Here is a 19,303-nt window from a genome sequence, read left to right as displayed (position 1 = left end):
TTAGCTAACATGACAAATTCTCTTGTTTTATATGATCAATGATGTGACCAAGTTGTCGGTTCTGTTCCAGTGAGATATCGCGCGTGGCGCTGTGGCCCGCATTCTCTAAAGTCAGTGTCATTAATGCCGAGAGCCAGTCGCCCATATAAGCAACGCCGGGCTGGGGAGCCACGGACGCCAGTCGCGGCAATTCATCACTGGCAAGAGAAACCTGGCGGGCAAAGACCTTATTCTTCTCGCCAACGTAGCTATTGGGAACCAGATTTTCTGGTAACGCGAGGTAGCCAAACCATGCAATAAAGTCGCGCAACGTCTGGCGAGCCACGAGCTGCTCACGATGCGTGCCTGGCTGCTTCTGGCCTGCCAGCGCACGTTTAATTATCCCTTCAAGATCGAGGCGCGTAGCGGCGGTGATTAACTCCTCGCACAACAGATCGATGGTTTCGTGGTTGATGCTCAGCTGTTGCCAAAACATGCGTTGTTGCGGCAATTCTCGCAGGTGCGCTATCCAGGCTTTAAAGACCTGGTGGGCAAATTCGTCACCCCGACCTGCACGTTCTGGTACCGGTTCAGATACAGCAGGCTGCTCATCTGCCGACGGATCGCCGAACGGATCACTGCCGAAAGGATTGCTGCCAAACGGATTGGACGCGAAGACATTTTGCGTACGGGGCTGTGCATCTGCCTGCGCCTCTTCATCATGTTCACGAATGCTCACATAGATGTTATGAAGCTCAGTGGCAGGCAAGTCTAGCGACGCAATCAGTTCACCCAGGCTTTGCGGACTGGCGGATAAACCTTGCCATAACGCCTTGGCAATGGCTTGTTTTTTACCCAATTGCCCGTCTCCGTCATGGTGATACCAGCGACCCAGACGCTTCTCAGCAATTTCAATGCGGCACTGCTTCAGCTGCTCACGCAAACGTTCGAGTTTGAACGTCAGATGGGCCACGCCATGCAGCGCGCCGGTAAGGCGGGAAATCCCACCATCATTGAGTTTAAGCATTGCCTGCCAGGTCTCACTGGGCGCGGCAACGTGATGTTGAACGTTCTGACGCGAAACAAAGCTGCGGCCCATGGTATCGATTACGTCACGATAATGTTCGGTAATGGCTACCTCTCTCATACCCTCCTGCCCGGAAACCGCGTCAAGCTTCAGGAACGGCATGTCTATTCCCGGCTTACGTACCAGAAAACAGTTATCAAACGGTTTACCCGGCGACCATTCTTTTAGCCAGTCATACTGAGCAAAGCGTTCAAGAAGCGTCATGTGCATCATGCCTTCCCACGCTTCATTCAATTGCGATTCCGTTTTCTTGAGGCTATCGTTGATACGCAAATCACACATGGTGATAGCCCAGAACAGTCCAGCTTTACTTCTGCCACGCTCTTCTGCGCTTTTGCCCTGAGTTTTCTCCACCCAGCGGTTGAGCACTGGCCCCACATCGGAAACGTCACTCTGTTTGACCGAGCTGGCGCAGACCACCAGCGCATTCATCTCCTGATTGTCGGTATAGCGCTCAAACAGATAGGCGACTTTGCCGCGTAACAGAAGTTGAGATACCGGGTTCTGACCCGCCTGCGCGGCATCTTTTAACGCCAGCAGTTTAAGGCGACCACGATAGCCGGGGAAGTCGAGCAGATCGACCTGCTCCATCATGCTGTCCGGAACAACTTCGGCCAGAGGAAAGATAAGCTCCGCGGTCAGTGCCGCCAGCTCCGCTTGTGACAAGTGGGCGCTGCCGGTTTGCTGATTCTCTTTCCAGAACCGTATTTCCACCTGGCGATCCTGACTGGAACCCAGACGATTCAGGCTATCAACGTTCATGATGCTGCCGTTGCTGTGATCGGTAAGCGTATCCAGTGGGGCAAACACCATTTTGGCGTGATTAAGTTTTGTCAGCACCTGGGCCAGTGAGCGATAGGTCTCGGTGAATTCCGGTTGCTCTCCCCATAGCAGCGAAAAGAGGTCTGCTCGCTCGTGAGGATTCAGCGCGGGTGCGATTTTCAGCACCTGCGGCCACCATGCATGCTCCAGTTTTTCCACTGATTTTTTAAAGGATGCATTGAGGTAATCCCACAGGGCGACGACATCCTCACTGCTCACGCCATTATGACCATTACCCTGGCCCGCGCGTTGCAGAAAAGGACGCAGGCGTTCTTCAATGTGGGCCTCATCAAGCTGGTAATTCAGGTGTTCATGGTTGAAGTCATTAAACCAGGTGTTAGCCAGAATCTTGGCAAGGTCAATTTCACTGAACAGGCGTAAAGGAACAGGATAACCCTGCGGTGATTCAGGTACATGCCGGGTAAACCGCGTGACCAGACCGGTTGCCTCTTTACCGCCACCTACCGGATTAACCTCTTTAATGAAATCCACCATGCGTGTGCCGTAGCGTGCTTCCAGTTCGCCATTACTTCCCGCCGCTAATGCCGAGATGAGATAGGATTTCCCCGCCTGTGAAATGCCGAAGAAGCCCACGGTCATCGGCATGCCAGAGACCTGTGCCAGGCTGTTCGACAGATTGCGGGTGCGCAATAAACTCAGATTGAGTGTATCTGCCTCGGTATCGAGGCGGCGGGAAGCGGTGCGCACATTGCTTACCCAGCCCAGTGCATCCTGGCAGCCCTGTGCTATCGCTGCCCATCCCTGTTGCAGGGTATTTTGTTCATTGTTCATTATTTCTTCACACTCCCGCTATCGAGCCAGTGCCGGCTGTCAATAAGTCCTGTATCAGGCAGAGTATTGAGCTCCAGCTCTACGTCGTTCTTGCTAAAGGATTTATCTGTGTTGCTGCTCACTTCGGCGATAGTCAGGCGATCGCTGATCAATCCAAGTTTTCGCGCTGCCTTGCCTTTATCGATAGTCAGTCTGACTTTGAGATAGGGCGAGCCATTGTCCATTGAGCGTGCTTTAGAGAACTTTTCCCGTCCCGACTCACTAAACCTCAGCGTATATAAAGGTGAAGCAGACCAACGTTCGGCATCAAGCTGGCGATAACCTAAGCGCATGTCGCCACGCATAACGATGCTCGCTGTTGTCGGCTCGCCGTCATCACTCATGATCACCGGCAAGGTAATCTGCCCATCTTCAGACTTGATATGACGATAAATCACGTCACCATCATGGATCAGGCTATCCATATCGATGATGCCGATGTGACGAATGGTTGAGTAAGGTTTCAACGCTGAGATACGGAAATGGAAATTTGGGATGCTGTGATTGGCACAGAGTTGCGACAGCATCGCACCAACTGATGCGGTGCTCTTAGGATCGTGAATATGTCCATTTTTATGGAATGGATACCAGGTTCCTGTTTGATAACCATGCAAGGCCAGAATGCGCCCGGGCGGCAAAGGCAGGTTGCGGCGAACAATCGCCTGTATACCTGGCAGTCGTGATGGACGGCCAGTCAGCAGCAGCAGGTCGCAATGGTAACAGGCAAGCACCTCACACATGGCGGTGAGAACTTTATCGATGTTGAACTGACCTGAGCACACATCGTTATGCAACCTGGTCAAGGGGAGATGAAGTGCAACGTCAGCCAATTTGAAGTCAGCCGGGCCGCCCGCTTTTTGTACTTCGCGGCGCACAAAGTTCTCCACTTCATCAGTCAGACTGCCGGCTGGCAGTATCTCACCGGCGCGCTGATTGATCAGTAGATGAGTCTGCTCATTCTGCAGATCATATTGTTCATAACGGGTAAGGATGTGCAGCGCTAAAGGAACAAACAGTTGCAAACTCAGCTGCTGACGCAACACCGCTTCAGCGGCGCTGATATTTTGAGAGCCGCAAAGTTGAGACATCAGCGTATCAACCGACCGCACTCCGGCTTCACGCAGCGATAACTCGAAAGCGGGAAGTACGTAGGACTGAATGACATCCAGCAAAATATCATCGCCGGCAATCTTAAAGCTGTCACGAAAGCGCTGAAGGGGAATGATATGCACGTTAGCGCCGCCGCCAGATACGCCGTTACGATCCAGACGATAATCGGTAATCACCAGGTCGGTTGTGCCACCGCCGATATCCAGCGATGCAATGGTCAGCGTCTCGCGATCCTGCCGGTCGGGCCGGCCTAACGTATCAAAAAACACCTCAGGATGACCGGCGAAATTTTGGTTGATCTCGGTGTAGAGATAAACCAGTTGCGCACAGGACGCCTCATCCCATTCGACGCGGATTTTAGGGAGAGGAATTTTAATATTGCCTTTGCTGGAGTCCTCTTGCTCATCGACATAAGGATCGTTCTCCCCCGAATGCCAGCGCAGCGATTTCCATACCAAACCTACGGCCTGACGCATTCTCTCATCAAGAATGCAGCGTTCAGCCATCGGCAGCCCCGGTGGAACGGTCAGAATGATGTGTCGCAGTTGGCGGGGAAGGCCGGCATGTCCTTCGCGGATACGCTGCTCAGGGCTATTGATCTGGCTTATGGCCTGCGTTAGCACCTCCGCTAACATAAAGGTCATCAGTGAGCTGCGTGAATAGCGTGGCGTAAAGACCGGGATGCGATCCATCTCATCTTCGATGGTATGCAGAGCATCGCCTTTTTCATTGATTAAGTTGGCAAAGGGTGCGGCCGTGGCAAGCGGATTTGTATCCTGCACATAGCCACCATTAAAACGCCAACCCTGACCGTAAAACTTCTCATCCCACAGATAGCGTTTAGGGCTGGATAACCCGGTCGAGCCTTCGCTGCCACGGCGTCGTGAGGCCAGACGACTGGCTTCACCGCCAATGCGGGCAATGGTAGGCCACTGGAAAGCATCATGACGGCCACTGCGTACTGAGTAGAGATCTTTGCCAAAAAAGGCCTGAGCAAATTCAACTTTGCTCTCGAAAGGATCGACATAAACATGTTCAGGCGCGCTAAGATCGCGCAATTTAAGCACATAATTGTGCATTAAACCGGAGCCTGATTGTCCGTGGTCCTCAATCAAGATTCCGCAGGTGCGCGAGTTGCCCACATCCAGAATTAAATCCACTGGAATCGGTTTAAGCGCATTCACTTCCCGATTTGCAATAACCTTAAACTGCGGCAGCGTAATAAACGCTTCTGTCTGGGTTTGCAGACCTTCAAGCGGTTCTGCCATCAGCGACAAAAGATTGAGGTAGTGTGCAAGCGGATATTGCTGGGCGATTTCATCCTCACGCTCGTCAATATCACGGCCCTTTGTGGCCTCTTTAAAGACGTCAATAAGCCACTCTTTGACCCAATCCTGTGTCAGATACCAGTTGAGTGCGTAAGTGGCGGTGGCTACGGCAAAAGTGGCGCCCGCATTGACATCCTCATGGTTAGGGCTCAGGTCAGCGGCTGACTGCTGTTTTGCCATGATGCGGGTATCGATCGCCAGCGTCATACGGTGACTGTGGCCATCCATATCAGGCTCAGACAATTTTACAAGGCGAAAACGTGCCCAGTTTAGCGGGCCTTCCTGATAAATGTTGGGCAAGCTGAAGCGAAACAGGGGCAGCGGCAACCAGACGCTATCCAGCAGTTTCAGGCTCTGCTCAACAGGAATATCGTACTGGCTTTTGGCCTTTTCGACTTTATCGGGCGTTGGCTGGTAGAAGTGATAATCACGCGTCTCATTGTAAAGCAGGCGCGTGAGGACGCCATTAGCGAGCTTAACAAACTCACCCGCTGGCTGGCGTTTTAGCGTTAAGCCAAAATCCATAAACTGGATTCCGGAATCTCCAACCAGCGTGATCTGACGATCATAAGAAACAATTTCAGGCAACATAATCTCTTCGTCCCTGTTTATGAATGGGGTTGCAGCATACGAATGGGAAAGGTTTTATCCCCATCATTGTTACCGGCACAGTCGGCGTGACCGGAAGCAGGCGATCTGCAGGTTATGGTTGGGCCAATAAAGTTGGATTGATCGCTGCAAGTCATCTGTTTGGGATTGGCAATGTTCAGTGCGCCCTCGCGCACACTGCCTTCGGCTGGGCCGGTACAGACAACGCCATTCGACTGACGCACGCTGACCGTGCCTTTGCCTTGCTTGAAATTGTATTGAAGCTGCAACGGACGCCCGCTGTGCTTGTCCTGAATCCCTCCGTTAACCTGCCACTGTCCGTTAAGAAACTGCGCCGGACCATCAGGAAGAGTGGCGGGAAGCGTCAGCGGCTCGCCCTGGGAGGGACGGATTGGCGGTACGGTACCGGATGCAACCTTCGGGCTTAACGGTTCACTGGCTTGTGTCTCTGGAATGGCAGGTGGCGCTGGCGTTGCTTCAGCCTCCATAACGGGAGCGTCGTTAAGAGGCGCTGACACCTCTCTCTCATTATCCAGTGGAGCAGAGAGCGCCTGCGCACCTGCACCACTCAGCAATGGATCGGCTCCGGAAGGTGCCGCAACAGGCGCATGACGGTCACCACTAATGACATCAGAACCAACAGAAGGATTGTCGCCGGTGCGGATAACGGATTGGGCTTCCAGGCTCTGGCTGCTGGCGGCATCGCTCACCGGTTGGCTGTGGCGCTGATCACCGGATAGCGTGGACAGTCCGGGGAATGAAAATGACGGAGCACAACTACGTAACAAGCCCAGTATAAGGGCGAGGGAGAGCAGGGCGACCAGCAATCCGAGTAACCAGCGCCAACTCCATCTGCGGGAATGCGTTACGGCCTCTACGGTGTGGGTTGCGGTAGAGCGTGTGGGTGATGAGAGCGGTTGCGCTACAGGTGGCACGACAGGAGTGACAGGCATTTGTGACGCTACGGAGCCGGGCTGCAGCCAGTGCATGGGATTGCGCTGTTCATGCTCGGGATGGACAAAGCCCCAGAAGGTGATCACCAGCACACCGTTCACCAGATAAAGAAACTCATTACCGGGAAAGTGCGTAACCGATTTTAAGAGCTGGGCAAATACCCGCCGATCGCCGCCGGAACTGCCATTGTCGGCATTCAGCATCTGCTCGCTCAATGCCTGCACCGCCATCTGAAATTCGGTAAATTGCTGGCGCGCTGTTGTCCGCTCACTCTCTGTTGCACCACTCCATGGGATCACATCGCCGGCAAAACTGCTGTACCAGTCTGTGCGATCGCCCCCTAAATCATTTTGCGGAATGGCAAGGTGGCGGGCCAAATCGCGACCCGCATCCAGACGGTAAATTGCTTCACGCAGTTGAAAGGCCATCTTAAACACGGGATAACCCGTTTCACCCAGCGCTTTAAACGAAGAGTTGTTGCCGGTACGTAAAAGTGGTCCCTGAATCGAATTTCGCATTGTTAAACCTTTTGGCGATTAATCAGCGCCAGTCACATATATTGGGTTAGTTTTTGCTAGCGCCTGGCGTCCACTCGAAGTTCCAGCCATAGTGCTTGGCCAGTGACTCCCGATCGGGGAAGAAACTATTAAGCCGTTCAACATGAATATTTCCATCAACGTTTGTTAACCGTGCGATTGCCGCAACATCATTGCGTTCACCGACATCAACTAAAGTGGTGGTGATTGGCATCTGACCGGGAACCTGTAGCGTGATGCTGGCATCCAGTCCCTTCCAGTTTTTCGCACCGCCATATATAAAGCTATAAATCAGTACGTTATCAATTTCCTGCCACTCGCTGCCATTAATGAACAGCCATTCACCATCCTGATTGTCACCGTTGCGCAGATCTTTTTGCAGTAACATAAACGGGGCTTTTTCATAGTGGCCAAGATATTTGCTGAGTGCTTCCACTCCGGTAGCCTGACCATTTTTCAGGCGAATGAAGGCGGCGACATCCAGATCGACAGGCTGCTTGTTTTGACCTTGCTGCCACATCAGATTGACTTTGATACGGCCAAAGTCTTTGCGCTTTGTGAGGTTGATGCTGGGGTTTTCCGACGTTAAGCGCGTATTTTTCGTCGCAGTTTCAGCCGCAACAGGCAGTTTGCTCTGTTCCGGGAGAACAGTTTCTGGGCGGCCAGGGTAAAGAAACCAACATGCTGCGAACGCCAGCAGCAGAAAGAGCAGCAGCAGTAGTAACCATGGCAGCCATCGATGTCTCTTAGGTGCGGCGATAATGGGGACTGAGGTTTCCTGTACCGGAATAGACCAGTTGATTAATACCGGCTCGCCACCAACGCCATAACAGTCAAGAGAGTGAGAGTACGTCAGCAGTGCATGCAATGCCTGAGCGGGTTTGGTCTCTCCTCGAGCTGAAAGCTGATCTATCAATCCTGAAATCGTATTTTGATACTGCTGGCGCTTGTGCTGAATCAAGATTTGTTCAGAATCGCTCAGTGCTGATAGCGGCGTGGCAAGACCTTGTCTCGCTGTCCACCACTCAAGGTTACCTTCAGCACTGCAGCGTGCTGTGGCATACAGCAGCGCGAGAGCAGGCGGAAGATGGCAGTGGATGATCGCAACAGTTTCCTCGTATGTGGCGAGGGTTAAATCATCAATCGGCGCTGATCGTATTAATCGTTGCATAGCTCAGATTCATTGTTGTTATTAGCAGTAGGCGATTATGAGGACTTCAGCGTACATTGAATTCCGCCACCTGAACGGTGATGCATTAAAGCGCATTTGCCTGCTCAAGCACTGCGATGCGATCTTTAGCCTCTGCAATTTTCTTTTCCATCACAGCGACTTCACTGGCGCTAGTAGCCTGTTGTGACTCTTGCCGTAGCTGTTCAAGACGCTTAATTTCCTGCTGGCGCTGTTGGTTAATGACTTTGCCAGATTTGAGTTTTTTCAGCGTTTGCGCCAAATCAGATTGAGCTGCCTTAAAGCGGGCTTGCTCGTCTGCAAGTTTCTGGCTGGAGGCCTGCACTCTGATGTGCGTGTCAGTAAGGTTTTGCTGGGCAATTTTATTCTCGCGCTGGCTCTGCAATACCTGACGCTCTTGATCATCAACCTTTTGTCTATATCCACCCGACGTGGTGCAACTCAATTTGGTAATAAAGCTGGGATTCTGGGCGTGTAAATCGCACTCTTGAGGAGAGGTGGCACATCCGGCCAGGATTAGTGGTGCGAGCAGTAGAAATTTTCTCATTAGGGCGTCCATGAATTGAGAATATTGCGGAAATACTGAAATCGATAGAAAAATAAACAGGGCTGGAAATAATACCAGCCCTGTATTATCAACCTAGTGTAATAGCCTGGCGCTGGCTGTAGAGACCGTTCGTTTCTGATTCAAGTGCAGCAATCTGCGTGTTTAATGTCTGATATTTGGTATTCAACTCTTTCAGCTTAGCGGCATCAGCTTTTGTAGTAGCACTTTGCCCCTTCAACGCCACCTGATAAGCCGCACTTTCCTCATTCATCACTTTGAGTTTATTTTTCATCACGCCTATGTTGGCATCGACCTGTGCCAACTCTTTTTTGGCACTGGACTTATCAAATCCGGCTTTATCTTTTTGCAGGCTAATTTTGGTCAATGTGGCACGGTTATCGCTAATTACTGCTTTCATAGCATCTGTGGTTTTGGCTACATCTGCAGTATTTTTATTAATATCTTTGTCCATCGCTTGCAGGCGTTCGGCGGTGGTAGCGTAATCTTTTTTCAGGCTGTCCAGATAGTAGTTCGCCGCCAGACCTGCCGCACATCCTGCAGCGCCACCCACAGCCGCTCCGACCAGGGCTTTTTTACTGTCTCCCGCCAGCGCACCGGCCAGAGCGCCAATACCGGCGCCTCCAAGTGCACCAAGACCACAGCCCTGGGCCGCTGAGCTACTGAAAAGGCTGGATTGTTCGCCGCTGGTCAGTCGTGGATCAGGCTTGGTGCCAGACAGAAGTGAACTCCCGGTGTTTGCACAACCACTAAGCAGAAGAGTTAGCGAAATCAGAAGGCAGGATGAGCTGCGTTTGAAATTCATCACCATTGTTTTATCCTTAAATGGTCAAATGGAGCAGAGCAAAAGCTGTGTCCTGTCCATCGACACTTTTGCTGTTATTGATTTACGTAGTTATGAGTCAGGCTATCCATTACCAGTATCAATCAGAATTGAATTCGCAAAGAAAATCAATCAAACGTACTGATACAGCTTTTTGCTGTAATCTGATATCACTAAGAAGGACAGTTCCAAAACTTGAAATTTGTATCGGCAGTGTGATTGTAAACTTCAGTAAAAAATAAAAAAAGATTTATCTTAAAATTATAAGGAGAAAACAATTGGAAAATGCCATGACAGAAACACCAAAAGCGAGCATAAAAGTTCCAGTTATTCCCAAAAAAACTTGTTTGTTTTGGTTTTTGTTTTCTGTTTCGCTGACGTTTACTTAAAACGTTTAGCAGCTGGCTAGAAGGGTTATCAATGATGTCAGTTTATACAAGCCGGACGTTGCAAGGAAAAGGATTTTGAATCCTATGATTAAAGAACACACTAATCGCTTCAGCTGATTAAAATTTAGTTCAATGCCCTTGTCCTTAAGGGGTATCAGGCTGGCGCGTAAATTCAGCAGTAATGCAGCAGATGATACCAACGGCAGAGCTACAGTTTCAGTCAGCACCTTTCCGATCTCCTCCTCTCTGGTGAACAGTTCATTTCTACAGTTAATCCTTTTTATCTAATCTCTGGTGGCGTTTACATTCTTAGTAGCTATGATGCGGTTGGTAGGCAGTAACTGTTCCAAGAGTGCTGGATAATGATCCTGACGGCATTCTTTACATCGACATGGCAAAGTTGTTTTCTCACCCTTCAGGTGACATGGCTAGTTCTTTTAGCAAAGACTACCTTCAGCTTAAACATGAGACAGAAAAGCGATACTGGAACAATATGCGATTTCAGGAAATTTTCCGTATGTATATCTGCAAGTGTTCATGTAGGTGAGCACCACCCCAGCTTTGCTTGAGAAAGAATTTTTTATAGACTACATACCTAAGTATGGCGATACACCCTCAATGAACATAATTTAGCCGCTCAGTCTACTATTTTTATCCTCTACAAAAATTTTATCGAGCAAAATTCAGGAGAAAAAGGGGCAGTTGCCCCTTAAATGCTATGGAATCCAACGTGATAATAAATGGCGGAAAAGCGCATTGAGAGCCACTTTCGTAACCCAAATCATAGGGATCAGATAGGGTTGAGGTTTGCCATTTGGGTCAATCAAGACTGTTTTGAGTCTCATAGTAATTCCTTCAACTGGCTTTACAGGGAACTCAAACTACCTCACAATAATCTTGTCAAATCATAGGTAAGGTAGTTCGGTAACGACACATCTTACTACTGCAAATTTTCAGTGTGATAAAGGCTGGGAGCATTGGCGTGCTTTCCAGCTTTTTTTATGCATCCTCCTTATCAAGCTTTATCGCTTTGTTCTTTGAACTACTACATATAGTCATGTCTGTTTGTTTGATAACTATATGCTGAGTATTTTAGTCAGCATTCTCTGCTTAACAAGAGTTGATTTTTGGCAAAGAATCAGTCTTGGTAGCTGGGAAAAATCCTGGATCTGCGCGGCATAAGGCTTGGGTTAGCTGTCAACGGCCTCATACTTTTTTTTAATAGTATGACTGAGCGCGTAAATCTCAATCAAAGGGATAAAGTTAAACATCTTGGCGAAGGCAAAAGAGAACATTTCAGGAAAAAATTTGAGTTTGAGGTGCAGAAAATAGAAATTGATAATCACAGGCTTACTTCAAAATTTTAGCTAATCGTTCGTTAATATTACCCATCTCTCCATCTTCTTTAGAAAATTTGCTTAATGTCCAAAACTCAACCTGCTCATAAATCATCTGTTGCACCAGCTTCTTTACGCACTTGCATTGATCCTGCAGACATCGCGCTGTTTCAAGCTGCAGCGTTCTACCGTAATCCAACATTGTAGAAAATCTTCGGTCTTAAACCTGACGAGGTGGTCTAGTGGAAAAGAAGCTACAAAATACGACATTTGCATGATGAACGTACTACCCGGCAGCTTTTGTCATCGGGTTTAAAAACATGGATTGTGGTTGCGATATTACTGTTTCACAGGTGTAGGGGTCAGTCCCCGACCCGGAAGAGTCTGACAGGCAGACCCTGCCGACGGTGGCGCTGTTTCCGGGTATTTTTCGTCCGGAGTAATATACACCTGTGTTGTGGCTACATATCCGTCACTGAAGGTGGCCTCAATCTAAGTGGCCTGCCATCCGCTGATGATGAAATCAATGCAATTAACATAGCTATGAAGCAGACTTAATTGAACACAAATCAGAATCAATTGCTCATGGCAACCCTTATCGTGATACTGAATTTGGTGGCTTGTCATAAAATACCAAGTAAGGATTTTAGATTGTGCATGTTAAGAAAGTGAACAAATCCCGCAAGCTTTACCGCAGCAAAAACACAACGACGCGTCATCACTCGAATAACCCCGGCGGAGATTATCGCTGGGAAAGAAACAAAAAGAGAACATCCGATGAAGATTTACCTCTGCGGGCATCGATGCATGGTAAGCAGCATCGTGGCCGCGATTATTCGCCGTTGTTCCATTTTCTGCTGAGTAAAATTGGACAGCGTTGGGATAGGGTCTTTAGCGAAGCCGTAAAACGTCTAGATCAATCGGATCCAATTTTCTGGATGGTTGCTCAGCATGAGCATCAGCAGCGAGATATCGTATGCTGTGAGGATTTTAGCTTTTATCCAGGTTTGTTTGTTGATGAGAGGGGATTACTGCAACAGGTCAATCCGCAGATAACAGCTGAAGATGTTCCAGTGACGTGTCGTTGTTGCACGCATACGTTCATCGGTGTAACGGTGCCATGGAGAGGGACTTAATGAAGTTTGCATTTAAACCACTAAAATATAAATTTTGATAGCAAATCAATCCATGATAGGGCTAGGGAATGTTTAGTATAGTACTTGATGGCGATCAGGTCGTTGTTGAGAATGAGCATGTTCAGCCAGCATCAATCGTTATTAATGATTATACAGAATCGCTGTATCTGCCACTCTCTTACTGGAGTGCAGACGAGTAAAGGTCGATATCCGCAGCGCGACCTGGTCACAGGATAAAAAATAGGGCGGTCGGGCAGAGGTTCGTGATCCTGGCCTCTGTCTGATAAAGAAAAGCGTTAATTCACTGCCTGACTCTTTGAGCTTAGCCCCAACGTAAAGGGCAGTCTGAAGTTAAACTGGCTGGGAAGAAATATCACAACGAGGATGGTACTGGTGCAGATCATCTGTGTCAGCACCGCTTTAGAGTGTTACCTAATAGAACATATGACTTTGATACGTTAATTCCGGAAAAGTCTTCAAAATTTTGACAGAGGTAACCATGTTAACCAATGAAACCTTCGATAATTTCAGATTCCGTTCATTTCTCATAGAGAATGAATTGATTTGCCAAATTATTGTACTGTTTTTCAAAACGTCGTCTGGCTGGATATCATTGTCTATTGACGAAGGTGTATCGAAATTTTCACGAGAGCGTTGTGAACCATCTCTTTTAGATATAAATGAAATTTATGATGAATTCGCATACCCAGTACAAGAAGCTGAAGAATTAACCAGTTATATCGGGAAAAAGATATCAAATATTTATGAGTACAGGATAAGTGAAATCGAGGAAGGATGTGTAGGTATATATTTTGATTGTGGAAATTGCGGTTTCAGCGTGCTAGAAGTTGACGGGTGTCTGTCTATTATTCATGGAGTCAGCAATAATTTACAGAATGATATTTCCCTGGTCAAATTGTAATTCTTTTGGATAAAATTTACTCAGAAAAACTTACAAACTGAATGTGGCCGTAAAAGGAACCTAAGACTGTTTACATAAAAAGCACCCTGATTACGCAAATCTTTCGAAAGAAGAGTTTAATGCGCGCGTCCAGAGCGATTCTTCCTATCAGGCAGTGGCAGAATTATGTGGCACTGGCGGGAGTCGCTACCGCCGTTGCGGACGCACTGGGAGACTAAAGTGCGAATAACGACGGCGTAGTAGCGGGCGAGGCAATGGCACCATACATTGCCAATGCTAGCAAACTGGCAACAACGTGATATGACGCTCAAGGCAATTCGCAAACTAATTTTAATAATTTAAGCATGCCGAACGCTAAGCGGGAAAGAATAGCAATTTGAGTATATCAACAGCCATTAAATTTAACATAAATAGCATTATGCGAACCTTAATTTTAGAAACAATGGCAGCCTGAGCATGTTGCGATAAGTCTGTGTGATCGCTTCAGGCTGCCTGCACGGGAGCCTGATTGCGGTTTCCGGTACGCAGTTTTTGGCTTAACGTTGTTCAGAGGGTGTCGACCAATGGCAGATAACGCATTCCGCCGCCGAACGTTTCAGTAATTTCGACAGGCGTTATGCAGATCATTCGTGAGTTTCACGCAGATTCTGGCCTGCGGCAAGCTGGCTGCACTGCATAACGTTGTTTAAGAGACTGTACGCAAGCTTATCAGGGTTCTGGGTGCCGCGCAGGCTTTGTGTCTTAGAGCAACTTCACTGCCGTCGCGCGTACGTCGATGAGCTGATACAGCGTGTCGGCTGCGAGCATCGATGGTTTAACGAGCGCACCGGCTGATATGCTGCTGGTTTACATGAATAACGTAATCAGCGCCTCATGCTGTTTCATTGCATTCGCTCCGGATTCATATTCACCTGTTCAGACGCCGCACGCGGCTATACTGAAAACCATGAAAAGTCGCTGGCGTTTTACAGCGTGCCGCATCAACAACAAAAAGGCAGCTAACGGCGACGATCAGGCACAGCCCGGACACACGATAAACGAGCTGACTATTACCGGTATTGGCACCAAGACCCGCTTTGCCAGGAGCCGCGCAGAGCACACCGCGGGTCAGGAAACGCAGACTGCATGCCTCCAGCACGCCTGACGCGGTCAATGCAGGGTTTCGAAAGCGCTGGAAGTTTTCTACAAAGAATACCGTTGCTGCCTGAAGATAACGCCGCACAATGGGTAAACATCCGTGTGCCTGAACCTACCCGGACCGTCGCGCTGAACTCAGGAATCCCGGCGCGGTGCTTCCCTTCTCTGCCCACAATCCGCTATCTGAAGTTGACCAGAGTACAATCGTTAACCACAAGCGTCCAGACCACGTCATCACCGCAGCTAAGCTGATACAGGGCAAATGCGATGCCGGGATCTCCGGCATATCACCGCCCGTTAAAGAAAAATCTGCCCAAAGTAGTAGCATGTGCTTAATAAGGATGTGTTGCCTGAAATACGTATTTATCAAAATATTGCGCAATGAGGGGATATTTGGTGGCTAACTGATATTGAAATACAATACGTTATCAGTAAAAGCGTGTCTTAAGCAGCGTTAGCTTATGGAGTGAGTGTGTGCCCTGAAAGAATAATAATACTAGGCAATGCAGGAAGTGGTAAATCCACGCTTTCCCGAATACTGGGAGAAATACTGAATTACCCTGTCAGCCATCTCGATCAATTGTTCTGGCAACCCGGCTGGATAAAGCCAGACCCGCTGGAATTTCGCGAGAAAGTCTCGGAGTCTGTCCTTGCCTCATCATGGATCAGTGAGGGAAATTATGCCCCCAGGACATTTGATTTGCGTCTGCCCAGAGCAGACCTAGTAGTATGGCTAAACACGCCCAGAATTGTTTGCCTTTTCAGAGTTCTCATCAGATCTTTTCGTAACCAAAAAAGACCTGATTTGCCTGCAGGCTGCTCAGAGAAAATTAACCATGAATTCTTTAACTTCCTTCGATATGTATGGCGTTTTGATACGCAAGACAGACCAACTATAGAGAAACTTCGTAAGGAGTATGGTAGCGAAATACCCGTTGTTTACCTGCGCAACAGAAAGCAGATCAATGATTTTCTGGCATCTATACACAAAAAGTAATTATGCTTCCGGTGGCATATGTCAATGTGCAGAGAAATGGACATCTCAGTTTGCCTGAACCCGGTTATCCCTGTTTCACTTCAGCACAGACGAAACCCGTAAAGCTTTTCTGCTGCCGATCAATAAGTCAGCGCCTGACCAGGGCGTCATACTCTTAAGCCGTTACGGATTTGGCCGGAACAGTGTATTTATTAAGAAGCCACGGTAAATATCGCCCGCGACTATGGCTGATTGCCTGATCAGTTACTCAGACAACCAGCGCAGTGTCAGCAGCGCTGAAATAGTCATGTGATGATATAGTGAGTCTGTATCCTGAAAGTCCTGAGGCCTGAAGACGTCTGTTATCACCCCCGGTGCAACTCTCCACCCTTTGAAACACTGTCCCTTTGCTCCCTCTGGTTGAGGCTGACCTGCTTTATTCAGTCGGATGGCCAACGCGCTTAACACCACCGCTTTACTGTCTCTAATTCCTGCCATTTCCTGCCTGCAGGAGCTCAAGCTAACAGAAGAGTGGCTTCAGGATGATTTCCGTGACAGCCCATCCCGGAGACAATATATTCCTGTTGCGCCCTGCCCTTTATTTCCTCAGTACCAGTATTCACCTGCGGCGAACCCCTTATGGGGTGACTCGCCGCGTACAGGACTGATGCTTAACGCTGGCTCCATTTTTCTGTGGAAACAGGATGCAGCACCCGGCTTTTGCGATGGTCTGCATAACTGGAAACAGAATGAGAAAGGCGCGTTAAACCAGTGAGACGAGCTTTGTCACGCAAGGATAGCCCATGCCCGTACGCAGTTTTCGGGGAAATTCTGAGATTGTACGCTATCTGCTTCATGCACAGTCCGGATGCCAGCAAATCAGCGACTTCTACTTCACGTACTGTAAGTGGTTCATAGCCAAAACAGAGTTTCAGTCTGTGCATAAGTGTCATGAGATTGACGCCCGGGCTCACAGCAGAAATCAACCTCTTTTTAAGCACTTCAACCGGCAGTGAGAGCGGAACCACTGCCTGGTTCAGTCGTTTTTCGCCTAACAGTTCAGGCACGCTGGTCAGTAAAAGTACCGGATCCTGTCCGGTGATGTGCATCTTACTATTACGCTGGACGTCAATCGCCAGAAATGGCAATGCCTCAAGCCGGGTGACATCAATAACGGACAAACGCCGGAGCTTCAGGTGCATGTTGTTATCCAGCGTCTCACACAGACTGGCGAATCCGCCAGCAAGATAGGTATTGGCTGTAATGATTTGCATAAGTGCCCCCACAGAGTTTGTGGAAACTTTACGTGCTCATTTATTTCTGTAAATGCGTCGGCTCTTCATTTCACGTGAAATCGAGATATCAAGATAAAAAGCATTAAAATCAAGGCTAAAAAGCAGATGTGAAATGAAATTTCACAAAAGATCTCTGCCTGAAAAGAGCCCAGAGAGAAGGCTCGTTAAATACAGTCTTCGGATAATTCTCTGAACCCACCTGAAAAACAGTTTTACACTGTCCATCGACCTTCAGAGCAAACCTGTTGTTGTAAAAAGAGTAATCCATGTCAGATACGGAATACGTTAACTTTAATCGTGCAGATAACAGCATTTCCACCTCTCGTGGCCGGACTGTGCTGAGCGAGACAGCGGCACGCTGTCTCGCATTGTTATCTGAGCATGAAAAGCATGTTGTAACAAAAGAGGAGATTTTATCTGTATGCTGGCAAAGCAAAGGGTTAATCGTGTCCGATGCCTCTGTGCGGCAATTGATCACGCAGTTGCGCAGGAGTTTTCAGAAAATCGGTATGCCGGAAAATATAATCATAACAGTTCCCCGTCAGGGCTATATGCTGCAGGCCAGTACAGTAAAAATGTCCGCTTTTCATTCTGCTGTGCCGACCACTGCAGATCACGCTTCAGGGCAAAAACCAGGCAGGCACCGTGTGCCAGTCCACTATGTTCTGTTATGCGCGCTATTCGCTTCGCTTATGCTTTGTACCGTGCTTTGGTATGGTCCCTTTTCAGACGCGATGACGCCTCTGAATTATGTCAGTTATCCGGGGCCTGAAGGGATTAAGCTGTTTGTGCAGCAGCCTTACCTGCCAGCGCAGGATGAGGCAGATCAGGTTTTAGCGGCCGCTATAAAAGCAGGATTGTCGCCTGAAACCCATACCTATGTGTATCTCAACCACACCGATCTCAGCGAGAACAGCTCTGCCTTTCTCTGTGCAGCACCGCTCGATAGCCCTGTGTCCCGCTGTACCGCACTTCTTATCAACAGAGGCGATCATGGCTATTAAATATCTGTTACTGCTCTGCGCAGCTGCCCCGCTGGTCACAGGGATAGCTAAATCATATTTTGTCACGTCATACACAGACTGCCATATCCGAACGCTGCATGTCCGGGAGGAAGCAGATCGCACCATCATGACGCATGGACAATGGTGGATACGCGCCTCCGCCGGAAACGGCCATGGCCTCTTTTACGGACGTATTCGCTTTTATGATCGCCAGGGCGAACCCCAGCGGAACATGGTGATCAACAGAAGTTTCAGGTTCATCACCCACAAGCAAAATGGCCTCTTTGAAACAGAAATTCAGTCTGTATCGCGCCTCTCGGGTGACCGGTTCAGTGATGAGGAGATCGGACATTTTGTCTCACCGATGTTAGTTAAGGGCTACACCACTCCGGTCGTGCTGTTTCGTACCCGTAGCGGAAATCTGCTGGGTGGTTTGCCTGAGCGGCCAGTGGTTAACTGTGAACCCGCAGCTGGTCCGCCCGTTTAATCAGGCGGTATGGGGCAATCACTCAGGCAATTATTTTGCACGCCAGCGTCGAGATCTCGCGATGCGCCTGATGTCGGTGCCTGCCATTATTCCCTGCATCGTTTCGCGCAGGCGAAGACCCGCATCCAAAAACGCAGAGCGCACGCATGTATGCTGCATCAGCAGGATAACTAGCGACTCCGATGCTGCCCCCTGCCCGACAGGGCTGGTGTCAGCGTTCTGATAAGGAGACCTGCTGCCTTATCAATCAGGAATCGTTGTGTAGCAAGGTCCATGACTTGCTGTGACAACCTGCTTCAGAGTATGACGCGCCTGAGTCGCGGTTTTTGTACCGGAATTACCGTTACACTGGCTTTTGCCGGAACGCTATCGTCTGCCCCGACCAGGAGATCTTTGGGCACCTGATTCCGTGCTCGCCCTATCTTTTCTTACACTTATCGGGCCATCCGCTGAGACATCAATGTCATCGTGCGCGCTTTTAGCGTCATGATAACGACAAAGGTGAGTCTGTCAGCGAGCGATCCCCAACACGTGCGGGAGCCGGTATGCCACAAACGCGGCCCCGGCAGAGCATCACGAACTGAAATTCGCATGCTCCCGGTGCGTCAGGCTTTAAACATTACGCAATGTGCCTCTAAATCAGAGCGTGAATAAACACGCACAAGAGCAAAGCCACAAAGTTTGTGACTTAATCAGCTATCAATCATATAGTTGGCCACGGAGCTAAACATGCGTAAACAGCAGCACTTTATACAGAATGTCTGCCAGGCTATCTGTGAGCCGTGAA

General features: G+C 49.0%; 13 protein-coding genes and 1 pseudogene. 5 read left to right on the top strand and 9 right to left on the bottom strand.

The genetic code is table 11. From position 1 onward, the window contains the following. Positions 1 to 4: 4 nt before the first annotated feature. The 7 genes and pseudogenes from F3I15_RS05610 to F3I15_RS05580 form a co-directional block, all read right to left on the bottom strand. Entirely contained in the window at positions 5 to 2,680 is a 2,676-nt protein-coding gene (locus F3I15_RS05610; RefSeq protein WP_150016962.1) for a virulence factor SrfC family protein, read from the bottom strand. After that, positions 2,680 to 5,748: a virulence factor SrfB gene (locus F3I15_RS05605; RefSeq protein ID WP_150016960.1), complete on the bottom strand. Its 3,069-nt coding sequence runs from the start codon at positions 5,746 to 5,748 to the stop codon at positions 2,680 to 2,682. Before F3I15_RS05605 ends, F3I15_RS05610 begins: the two co-directional genes overlap by 1 nt. A 17-nt stretch (positions 5,749 to 5,765) precedes the next feature. Next, on the bottom strand, positions 5,766 to 7,238 hold the full coding sequence (locus F3I15_RS05600; protein WP_150016958.1) for an SrfA family protein: 1,473 nt from the start codon (positions 7,236 to 7,238) through the stop codon (positions 5,766 to 5,768). A gap of 46 nt (positions 7,239 to 7,284) precedes the next feature. Continuing rightward, entirely contained in the window at positions 7,285 to 8,427 is a 1,143-nt protein-coding gene (locus tag F3I15_RS05595) for a tellurite resistance domain protein (RefSeq protein WP_150016956.1), read from the bottom strand. A gap of 85 nt (positions 8,428 to 8,512) precedes the next feature. Beyond that, positions 8,513 to 8,992: a hypothetical protein gene (locus F3I15_RS05590; RefSeq protein ID WP_150016954.1), complete on the bottom strand. Its 480-nt coding sequence runs from the start codon at positions 8,990 to 8,992 to the stop codon at positions 8,513 to 8,515. A gap of 88 nt (positions 8,993 to 9,080) precedes the next feature. Continuing rightward, positions 9,081 to 9,821 carry a hypothetical protein gene (locus F3I15_RS05585; protein ID WP_190314934.1) on the bottom strand — a complete coding sequence of 247 codons (741 nt, stop codon included), beginning with the start codon at positions 9,819 to 9,821 and terminating at the stop codon, positions 9,081 to 9,083. 2,077 nt (positions 9,822 to 11,898) lie between these two features. After that, positions 11,899 to 12,072: pseudogene (locus tag F3I15_RS05580) on the bottom strand (PhoPQ-regulated protein); the annotation flags it as partial. 140 nt (positions 12,073 to 12,212) lie between these two features. On the opposite strand from F3I15_RS05580, the gene F3I15_RS05575 reads away from it, so the two are divergent. Then, the gene (locus F3I15_RS05575) at positions 12,213 to 12,695 is read left to right on the top strand and encodes a hypothetical protein (RefSeq protein ID WP_150016952.1); all 483 of its coding nucleotides are present in this window, start codon (positions 12,213 to 12,215) and stop codon (positions 12,693 to 12,695) included. Positions 12,696 to 13,194: 499 nt separating this feature from the next. Next, entirely contained in the window at positions 13,195 to 13,617 is a 423-nt protein-coding gene (locus tag F3I15_RS05570) for a hypothetical protein (RefSeq protein ID WP_150016950.1), read from the top strand. A 907-nt stretch (positions 13,618 to 14,524) separates the two neighbouring features. Here F3I15_RS05570 and F3I15_RS05565 read toward each other — a convergent pair. Further along, positions 14,525 to 14,839 carry a hypothetical protein gene (locus F3I15_RS05565; protein WP_150016948.1) on the bottom strand — a complete coding sequence of 105 codons (315 nt, stop codon included), beginning with the start codon at positions 14,837 to 14,839 and terminating at the stop codon, positions 14,525 to 14,527. Positions 14,840 to 15,226: 387 nt separating this feature from the next. Here F3I15_RS05565 and F3I15_RS05560 point away from each other — a divergent pair, with 387 nt between their 5' ends. After that, entirely contained in the window at positions 15,227 to 15,751 is a 525-nt protein-coding gene (locus F3I15_RS05560) for an AAA family ATPase (RefSeq protein ID WP_150016946.1), read from the top strand. Positions 15,752 to 16,401: 650 nt separating this feature from the next. Here the strand turns inward: F3I15_RS05560 and F3I15_RS05555 are convergent. Then, entirely contained in the window at positions 16,402 to 17,004 is a 603-nt protein-coding gene (locus F3I15_RS05555; RefSeq protein WP_150016944.1) for a LuxR C-terminal-related transcriptional regulator, read from the bottom strand. Between the two features lie 287 nt (positions 17,005 to 17,291). On the opposite strand from F3I15_RS05555, the gene F3I15_RS05550 reads away from it, so the two are divergent. After that, positions 17,292 to 18,029 carry a winged helix-turn-helix domain-containing protein gene (locus F3I15_RS05550; RefSeq protein ID WP_150016942.1) on the top strand — a complete coding sequence of 246 codons (738 nt, stop codon included), beginning with the start codon at positions 17,292 to 17,294 and terminating at the stop codon, positions 18,027 to 18,029. Beyond that, positions 18,019 to 18,516 (top strand): hypothetical protein, encoded by a 498-nt coding sequence (locus F3I15_RS05545; protein ID WP_150016940.1) that lies wholly within the window; start codon positions 18,019 to 18,021, stop codon positions 18,514 to 18,516. The genes F3I15_RS05550 and F3I15_RS05545 overlap by 11 nt, the downstream gene beginning before the upstream one ends. The last annotated feature ends 787 nt before the right edge of the window (positions 18,517 to 19,303 follow it).

This window comes from Pantoea sp. M_9, assembly GCF_008631385.1.
Taxonomy (GTDB): domain Bacteria; phylum Pseudomonadota; class Gammaproteobacteria; order Enterobacterales; family Enterobacteriaceae; genus Pantoea; species Pantoea eucrina.
Note: the sequence above shows the minus strand (reverse complement) of the source record. Positions and strands in the feature narration are given on the sequence as shown.

Bases quoted from the DNA above. Each gene is read 5' to 3' on its own strand.
- F3I15_RS05610 (WP_150016962.1), bottom strand. From the start codon at position 2,680: ATGAACAATGAACAAAATACCCTGCAACAGGGATGGGCAGCGATAGCA.
- F3I15_RS05605 (WP_150016960.1), bottom strand. From the start codon at position 5,748: ATGTTGCCTGAAATTGTTTCTTATGATCGTCAGATCACGCTGGTTGGA.
- F3I15_RS05600 (WP_150016958.1), bottom strand. From the start codon at position 7,238: ATGCGAAATTCGATTCAGGGACCACTTTTACGTACCGGCAACAACTCT.
- F3I15_RS05595 (WP_150016956.1), bottom strand. From the start codon at position 8,427: ATGCAACGATTAATACGATCAGCGCCGATTGATGATTTAACCCTCGCC.
- F3I15_RS05590 (WP_150016954.1), bottom strand. From the start codon at position 8,992: ATGAGAAAATTTCTACTGCTCGCACCACTAATCCTGGCCGGATGTGCC.
- F3I15_RS05585 (WP_190314934.1), bottom strand. From the start codon at position 9,821: ATGGTGATGAATTTCAAACGCAGCTCATCCTGCCTTCTGATTTCGCTA.
- F3I15_RS05570 (WP_150016950.1), top strand. From the start codon at position 13,195: ATGTTAACCAATGAAACCTTCGATAATTTCAGATTCCGTTCATTTCTC.
- F3I15_RS05555 (WP_150016944.1), bottom strand. From the start codon at position 17,004: ATGCAAATCATTACAGCCAATACCTATCTTGCTGGCGGATTCGCCAGT.
- F3I15_RS05550 (WP_150016942.1), top strand. From the start codon at position 17,292: ATGTCAGATACGGAATACGTTAACTTTAATCGTGCAGATAACAGCATT.
- F3I15_RS05545 (WP_150016940.1), top strand. From the start codon at position 18,019: ATGGCTATTAAATATCTGTTACTGCTCTGCGCAGCTGCCCCGCTGGTC.